This window comes from Flectobacillus sp., assembly GCF_049240685.1.
In the GTDB taxonomy this organism is placed as follows: domain Bacteria; phylum Bacteroidota; class Bacteroidia; order Cytophagales; family Spirosomataceae; genus Flectobacillus.
The window spans coordinates 1-8,279 of record NZ_JBMLSD010000473.1 but is presented as its reverse complement, the minus strand read 5'-3'; the positions used below and the strand labels follow the sequence as shown (position 1 = coordinate 8,279).

7 protein-coding genes are annotated in these 8,279 nt (G+C 37.9%); 3 read left to right on the top strand and 4 right to left on the bottom strand.

Annotated features, from left to right (window positions below; translation table 11 throughout):
• Nucleotides 1–56: 56 nt before the first annotated feature.
• Both ACOVQ4_RS22065 and dnaA read right to left on the bottom strand, forming a co-directional pair.
• Nucleotides 57–380, bottom strand: a complete 324-nt coding sequence (locus ACOVQ4_RS22065; protein ID WP_421822752.1) for a hypothetical protein — start codon at nt 378–380, stop codon at nt 57–59.
• A 160-nt stretch (nt 381–540) separates the two neighbouring features.
• On the bottom strand, nt 541–1,971 hold the full coding sequence (gene dnaA, locus ACOVQ4_RS22060) for a chromosomal replication initiator protein DnaA (RefSeq protein WP_421822751.1): 1,431 nt from the start codon (nt 1,969–1,971) through the stop codon (nt 541–543).
• A gap of 547 nt (nt 1,972–2,518) precedes the next feature.
• On the opposite strand from dnaA, the gene ACOVQ4_RS22055 reads away from it, so the two are divergent.
• Together ACOVQ4_RS22055 and scpA are read left to right on the top strand one after the other, a co-directional pair.
• Nucleotides 2,519–3,910 (top strand): methylmalonyl-CoA mutase family protein, encoded by a 1,392-nt coding sequence (locus tag ACOVQ4_RS22055; protein ID WP_421822750.1) that lies wholly within the window; start codon nt 2,519–2,521, stop codon nt 3,908–3,910.
• Between the two features lie 57 nt (nt 3,911–3,967).
• A complete protein-coding gene (scpA, locus tag ACOVQ4_RS22050) occupies nt 3,968–6,091 on the top strand; it encodes a methylmalonyl-CoA mutase (protein WP_421822749.1) in 2,124 nt (707 codons plus the stop codon).
• An 80-nt stretch (nt 6,092–6,171) separates the two neighbouring features.
• On the opposite strand, the gene ACOVQ4_RS22045 is transcribed toward scpA, so the two are convergent.
• Nucleotides 6,172–6,510: a translation initiation factor gene (locus ACOVQ4_RS22045; RefSeq protein ID WP_421822748.1), complete on the bottom strand. Its 339-nt coding sequence runs from the start codon at nt 6,508–6,510 to the stop codon at nt 6,172–6,174.
• Nucleotides 6,511–6,544: 34 nt separating this feature from the next.
• Complete coding sequence (locus tag ACOVQ4_RS22040) at nt 6,545–7,417, bottom strand: diacylglycerol/lipid kinase family protein (protein WP_421822747.1); 873 nt, start codon at nt 7,415–7,417, stop codon at nt 6,545–6,547.
• A gap of 350 nt (nt 7,418–7,767) precedes the next feature.
• Between ACOVQ4_RS22040 and ACOVQ4_RS22035 the strand changes: the two genes are divergently transcribed.
• Nucleotides 7,768–8,202 carry a YybH family protein gene (locus ACOVQ4_RS22035; protein WP_421822746.1) on the top strand — a complete coding sequence of 145 codons (435 nt, stop codon included), beginning with the start codon at nt 7,768–7,770 and terminating at the stop codon, nt 8,200–8,202.
• Nucleotides 8,203–8,279: the final 77 nt, after the last annotated feature.

Below are 8,279 nucleotides of genomic sequence, written 5' to 3'. Positions count from 1 at the left end.
TTAAATATAATTTTGCACGATAACTTATTTCACTCACTAATCTTGATATTAACTGCTTATTGTTTTTTCGATTTATCATTCTCATAACCAACCTTCAGACGAACAGGAGGATTATCAGAAAAGTTTAAAATAGCATCCACTATGCCTTTTACTTTCGCAAATACACCTTTCTTTTTGTTGGTAGAATCTTTGTCTTCTTCATTAAATACTAACTTTATCCTCAGTTTTTTCTTTGGATTATCCATAAACTTTTCTATTTCTATCGTAGGAGGAGCTTCTTCTGAAGCATAGGTAGGTAAACTATTTCCTAAAACAGAAATACCCAAGACTAATAAGAAAGTTTTAAAAAACTGATTATTTGAAGATGGAGTGAGCTTCATATAATTTCAATTTAGGTTGAGTCGGTTATGGAAAAATAAGATTTTATTGAATATTTCAATACTAAATTAATCATCAAATAATCATAAAACCAAATCTATTTCAAACAAAAAACTCATCACACTTAACTATGATGAGTTTTTTCAAAAACAATTATCAAGACTAAGCACGAACTCTCACACGATTGAAGTGCTTGTAAAGTTTTTGTATTTTGCCTTCGACATCTTTATCAGAATCAATTAATACACTAATATTCTGAACGGCATGAATCACAGTACTATGATCACGCCCACCAAAATGATAACCTATTGATTTTAAGGGAAGGTTCGTAAATTCTTTCATGAGGTACATAGCTACCTGACGTGGGAATACAATCTCTTTTTTACGACTTTTTCCTTTCAAATCAGTCATTGTCACATCAAAATGCGCCGTAATTGCGTCAAAAATATTGTCGACAGTTACTTCCTTTTCGTTGTCTACCACGATATTTTTCAAGGTGGTACGAGCCAAATCCATATCAATTTCACGGCGATTCAATGAGGCATGCGCCATCAATGAAACGATTACCCCTTCAAGCTCACGAACGTTGGTATCGATACTATGCGCCAAGTATTCAATAACTTCATCCTTTATATATATACCATCTGCTTGTAATTTCTTTTGAATAATCGCTATACGAGTCTCAAAATCAGGCTGTTGCAAATCTGCTGTTAAGCCCCATTTAAAACGCGAAAGCAAACGATCCTGCATCCCTGCCAAATCACGAGGAGGACGGTCAGAAGACATAATAATCTGCTTACCAGATTGATGAAGATGGTTGAATATATGAAAAAAGGATTCCTGGGTTTTTTCTTTTCCTGCTAAAAACTGAACGTCATCTAAAATTAATACGTCAATTTGCATATAAAAGTTTGTAAATGCCTGTAAAGTGTTGTTACGAATGGCATTGATAAATTGGTTTACAAACTTCTCTGAGGATACATACAACACGAACTTATTCGATTGGGTACTCTTAATATAGTTCCCGATTGCTTGAATCAAATGTGTTTTACCCAAACCAACACCACCATAAATCATCAGAGGATTAAAAGAAGTTACGCCGGGGCGTTGTGCTACAGCCAATCCTGCCGAACGACCTAAACGATTACAGTCTCCTTCCACAAAATTGTCAAACACATAATGAGGATTCAAGTAAGAATCAAGCTCCAACGAGTCCAAATCCTTAAGCTGGAATGGACTTTCGTAAATATTAGGCTCTGGACGTTTCTGAACTGGAGGTGGTGTAGTACTTTTCTGGTTAGGAACATTCAAGGCAATTGGTGGATTTTTGCGATCCCCTTTGTCTACTATGATAGAATACTCCAACATTCCCTGACGCCCCAATGTATAATCAATTGCTTTGCGAAGGGCATGTACGTAGTTTTCCTCAAGCCATTCATAAAAAAACTGGCTTGGGACTTGTATGGTCAATGTGTTATGTTGAATTCGAAGAGGAACTATGGGTTCGAACCACGTCTTGAAGCTCTGTTCGTTGACTTCCTGACGAATAATTTCGAGGCACTTAGCCCACACTTGCCTTGTTTCGGTTTGCATGGTTGGGGTAAATTTTTAAAATAACGGCAAAATCAGTTGAATACAATTCAAATACCTGATAATTAATCATTTAACTTTTTTGTAAAAAGCAATGACTTGTCTTGTGCCAAATCAAGCCACAAAAATAGTAAATTTTATCATCAGAAAACGCTATTGGGATGAGATAAATCATTTTTTGCACAAACCAAAAACGATTCGCTATACGATGTTCAATGGCTATCTTATTTGAGCAGAGGTTTTGCTTATTCGAAAGATTTTACCGTATTTATCAAACAAAGTAAAGCCTAAATTATAAAAAACTCAACATACAACACACTATCCTTCAGTATATTAATGAACCGTTTAATAAATTATATCTTCTTCCGAGAGTTTATCCCCTTCTTAAATAGGATCAATCGATAGCATTATTTACTATAGTTTTGTTCTATAAAAAATACAATAAAATCCTTTTGAATATCAAGTTTTGGAGATTTTTTGGTTTGATAAATCTAAGACCTTACATTTGTTCAACTTTGAAAAATTAAATTATTTGAAATCCAATTTCAATATGGCAACATCACTCTTTGAAGAATTTCAGCCTCACTCTAAAGAGGTTTGGAAAAACCAAGCCATCAAAGACCTAAAGGGAAAAGACTTTGAGCAAACGCTAATTTGGCAAGCCGAAGGCGACTTGCGTATTGAGCCTTTTTACAGCCCTGAAGATTTGTCCTCTCTTCCTGCTGATTTGATACAAAGTGCACAAAAAAATACCGCTATTGCTAGTTGGCATAACCGTGAGAAAATCATTTTTTCAACCGAAAAAGAAACAAATCAGCTTATTTTAGAAGCAATAGAATGGGGCGCAGATAGTGTGATAATTGATTTTGAAGAAAAAAATATTACTACTATTAATTTCAAACAACTCTTACATCAAATCAAACTTTCGGAGGTTTATGTCTTCTTTAAAGTACAAAATCAAAGCCTTCAACTACTCGAAACCTTAGCGTCTTTGATTCCGTATCAAATGAAAGGTGGAGTACAAGATGACTACTTAGCCACTTGGATGCACACAGGTGAGTTATCAAAAGATAGTACAACTCTGCTCGCTCATTCTATTAGAAAAGTACAAAATCATCCGCAGTTCAAAACACTTTTGGTATCGGGCGAAGTATTCCATAATGCTGGTGCAAACAGCGTACAAGAAATTGCCTTTACTTTGGCCAACGCCTTAGAATATATCGACCAACTTACGGAGGCTGGTTTATCATTGGAGGAAATTTTGCATAAACTTGAGTTTGGTCTTGCCATCGGAACAGATTACTTTATTGAAATTGCCAAAATCAGAGCCCTAAGGTATTTATGGCAAAAAGTGTTGTCTGAAGGATATGCTTTCGATAAAGCAAATGAGTTCCCAGCTATGATAACTGCATACACTTCAAGCTATTTTGATGCGGCTCTGACACCTAATACCAATATGCTTCGTGCCACCACCGAGGCTATGTCTGCTATCATTGGGGGTGCCGATGCCTTGGTTTTGCATGCATATAATTCAACGTTCGAACAAGAAGAGGGTTTTGGTAAAAGAATTGCTCGCAATATCTCTACTATTTTAAAAGAAGAATCGTACCTTGACAAAGTGAATGATGCATCGGCTGGAAGTTATTATATTGAGCATTTAACATTTGAATTGGCTCAAAAAGCGCTTATTCTTCTTCAGAAAGTAGCAGCATTGGGTGGCAGTATAGCAGCATTTGAGCAAGGGTTTACTCAAAATGCTATTGCCGAAACTCATAGGCATCGTCAGGAGGCTACAACTTCAGGTAAACGGATTCTGGTGGGTGTCAACAAATTTAGATTTGATGAAAAACCATTTGTTTACGAAGCAAAAGAGGAGTATTCATCCTCAATACCATTATTGAGTGCTCAAAGATTATCAGAAGTTGTAGAATCGCAGGCCTAATTTCCTTAGAGGATAACAAAACAAAGCTGTAAAACCAAATTTTTGTTTGATGACTTTATGAAACCAAATCTTTTAAATATTCAACTTCAAGAAGGAAAAGCCAAGGTTATTACTTCTAATTCTTCCAAATTCTGGAAATCTCCAGAAGGAATCCCTGTAAAAGTACATTTTACCCAAGCAGACCTCAACGATGCCGAGCATTTGAGATTTGCCGCAGGCTTGCCGCCTTACCTCCGAGGCCCATATTCGACGATGTATGTACAACAGCCTTGGACCGTTCGTCAATACGCGGGTTTTTCGACTGCTGAAGAATCGAATGCTTTTTATAGACGTAACTTAGCTGCAGGTCAAAAAGGGCTTTCTGTGGCTTTTGACCTTGCTACTCACCGAGGGTATGATTCAGACCACCCACGTGTAACAGGAGATGTCGGAAAAGCAGGAGTAGCAATCGATTCGGTCGAGGATATGAAAATTCTTTTCGACCAAATTCCCTTAGACCAAATGTCGGTTTCGATGACGATGAATGGCGCCGTATTGCCCATAATGGCATTTTATATTGTAGCAGCAGAAGAGCAAGGCGTAAGTCCTCAAAAACTGTCTGGTACAATTCAGAATGATATCCTAAAAGAGTTTATGGTGCGAAATACCTACATCTATCCACCAGAACCTTCAATGAAAATCATTGCTGATATTTTTGAATACACAGCTCAATTGATGCCAAAATTCAACTCTATTTCTATTTCGGGCTATCACATGCAAGAAGCAGGTGCAACCGCCGATTTAGAATTAGCCTATACCTTGGCCGATGGTTTAGAATATCTTCGCACAGGTATTGCAGCTGGCTTAGATGTAGACAACTTTGCCCCTCGCCTATCCTTTTTCTGGGCTATTGGGATGAACCATTTTATGGAAATCGCCAAAATGCGAGCTGGTCGTTTGCTTTGGTCAAAAATTGTAAAACAGTTTAACCCCAAAAATGATAAATCCTTGGCTTTGCGTACGCACTGCCAAACATCTGGCTGGTCGTTGACCGAGCAGGATCCCTTCAACAACGTTACACGTACCTGCGTGGAGGCAATGGCGGCTGCTTTGGGGCATACCCAAAGTTTGCATACCAATTCTCTTGACGAGGCTATTGCACTTCCGACCGACTTTTCGGCTCGAATTGCCCGTAATACGCAATTATACATTCAAAACGAAACCAATATTACCCGTGTAGTTGACCCTTGGGGCGGTTCGTATTATGTCGAATACTTGACCAAAGAGCTGGCAAAAAAAGCTTGGTCATTGATTGAAGAAGTAGAAAGTTTGGGCGGAATGGCAAAAGCAATCGAAACAGGCTTGCCCAAAATGCGTATAGAAGAAGCAGCAGCTCGTAAACAAGCCAGAATAGATTCAGGAAAGGATATTATTGTTGGGGTAAATAAGTACAAATTAGCAGAAGAAACTCCAATCGAGATTTTGGAGGTAGATAATCAGGCAGTGCGCTTATCGCAAATACAAAGATTGGAGCAAATAAAGGCTACTCGTGATAATATAAGAGTGGCAAAAGCACTCGAAAAAATCACCGAAGCCGCCAATACCAAACAAGGAAACTTATTAGCTTTGGCTGTAGAAGCCGCTCGTGAGCGTGCCACACTTGGCGAAATATCCATGGCACTCGAAAAAGTATATGGTCGCCACAAAGCTATTATTCGTTCAATTTCAGGCGTATATTCATCAGAAGTGACAGACGACGAGAATTTTAGAATCGCAAAAGAAATGGCAGACGAGTTTGCCAAATTAGAAGGTCGCCGACCACGAATTATGGTGGCCAAAATGGGACAAGATGGTCACGACCGTGGCGCTAAGGTAATTGCCACAAGCTTTGCCGATTTAGGTTTTGATGTGGATATTACCCCACTATTCCAAACACCAGAAGAAGTAGCCAAACAGGCTGTCGAAAACGACGTCCATGTGGTTGGTGCATCTAGCTTGGCTGCTGGACACAAAACGCTTGTTCCGGAGCTTATTAATGAATTGAAAAAACTTGGTCGTGAAGATATTATGGTAATTGCTGGAGGAGTAATTCCAGCGCAAGACTATGCATTTTTGTACGAAGCAGGAGTAAAAGGCGTGTTTGGCCCTGGGACAATTATTTCTATTGCTGCCCAAAAGATTTTAAAAGAATTGATGGACTAAACTCCTAATTGAGAGAGTGGTGATTTAGGGATTTTTGATAAAACATAAACCAAATCACCCTTCTCTCTATTCTGAATCTCTTATACCTTTTTGGCTTTATAACCTTGTTGAGTTAGCCAAGTAACGACCTTCTCTCTAAAATCACCCTGAAGGATGATTTCGCCATCCTTCACAGAACCTCCACAACCACATAGATTTTTAAGCTTTTTACCCAAAGTATTCAAGTCTTCTTCATTCCCTACAAAGCCTGTAATAAGGGTTACTTGTTTGCCAGCACGAGCCTTTTTATCTAATAAAGCCTTTAAATTTTGTTGATTGGGAGGAAGCGTTTCCGCCACTTCTTTTTCCTCAAATTCATATTCAAAATCAGGATTTGTAGAATACACAACTCCTAATGGTATTTTTTTATTTTTTGACATGGTTTTTCTATTTTTCAGAATACGAATAACTCCCTTACTCCACTACCCCAGCCACTACTTTCAGCGATTTGGGTTTGATATATACCCGAATCTCGTTGGTATCTAGCTGTAAAGGTTCGCCATCAAAGTGTATCAATAGAGGCTTTTCGGACTTGAGCACATAATCTTCCGAGACCTCCATATCTATATAACGAGAATTGGGTAATGTTCCTCTAAACAAGCGTACACCAATAATTGGCGCTGCACCAAAAGGAAAAGGCTTCAATACAACGAGGTCGATTAAACCATCATCGATTTTAGATTTTGGAGAAATCAAAGCATTGTTACCGTATTGTGTGGCGTTGGCAAACGTGATAGAAAAAGCCATTTTTGCATAGTCTTTCCCTTGGTGCGAAATTACATAGGCTTCGGGCTTGTAAGTTCGAAATGACTTAAGAGACATTTTAGCATACGTTTTCAAACCTCTCGAATCCTGTTGTGCAAACTCATTTGCCACAAAAGCATCAAACCCCACTCCTGCCGTACAGAAAAAGGGTATTTCATTCAAATAACAAGCATCAATTTGGGCAGTTGGTTGCTGAATAGCAAATTGAATCGCTTTATCTATTTTTAAAGGAATATTCAAGTGACGAGCCAAGCCATTTCCAGAACCAATCGGAATAATACCAAGCGCTGTATTTGAACCTACCAATCCACGAGCGACCTCGTTGACTGTACCATCGCCACCAACAGCTACAACACGACTAATACCCTGCTGAACGGCCTGATGAGCGATTTCGGTTGCATGACCTGCGTATTCGGTTAAGATTAATTTACAATTTGCCTGTTTGTTGATAGCTTGAATTATTTTATTTCTCTTTGCTGGGCTTGTAGTTCCAGACTTAGGATTTAAAACAAACCAAATCATATTTATAATTGGGTTTAGGAGACACCAGCTCAAGGTTTAATTTGCGAGTGCTTTAATGAATCACTCAAAATCACTTGAGAGCCTATCTCTTCGATGATTCGCGGAAAGCGAAATACATTAACTAAAAAACACAAACATTAAGATAATCATAATTATAAAAGAAAGGTACATTAACCCATCTACCAAGTAGTAGTCTTTATATTTATCTACAAATTCTTTGAATTTCATAAAAATAATTATCTTTAATTAAGATGAATGGATATTATCTCAAAACTACAAAATTTTGGAAGGAAGTATCCTATCTATTCAGAGAAATCTCGATTTTAACACCCTAATTTTATCTATTTCCCATGATTAAACATTTTATCTTTTCCGCTTTATTTTGCCTGACTTGCCTATCAGGCTTGGCACAAACCAACAAAGACAAGCAACAAATTCTGGAAACACTCGACAAACAAAACCAAGCTTGGAACAGAGGCGATGTAGTTTCCTTTATGAAAGGTTATTGGGAATCTGACTCTTTGATGTATATTGGTAAAAATGGGGTTACTTATGGTTATCAAAAAACCTTGGCAAGTTATCAGAAAAATTATCCAGATAAGGCTTCTATGGGAACCTTAAAATTTACAATTATAAAGGTCAATTTCTTAGGTCCTCAACACTGTTTATTGGTTGGAAAATGGGAATTATCACGCCCTGAAAAAGGTGATATTGGAGGACATTTTACCCTAACTTGGCAAAAAATCAAAGGAGAATGGGTCATCATTGCAGATCACTCATCGTAGAGAGCTTTCGGCTTTCAGCTTAGGGCATTCGGCAAAAACATAGCTATCGTTACTGAAAAACTATTTAACCCTCTTTG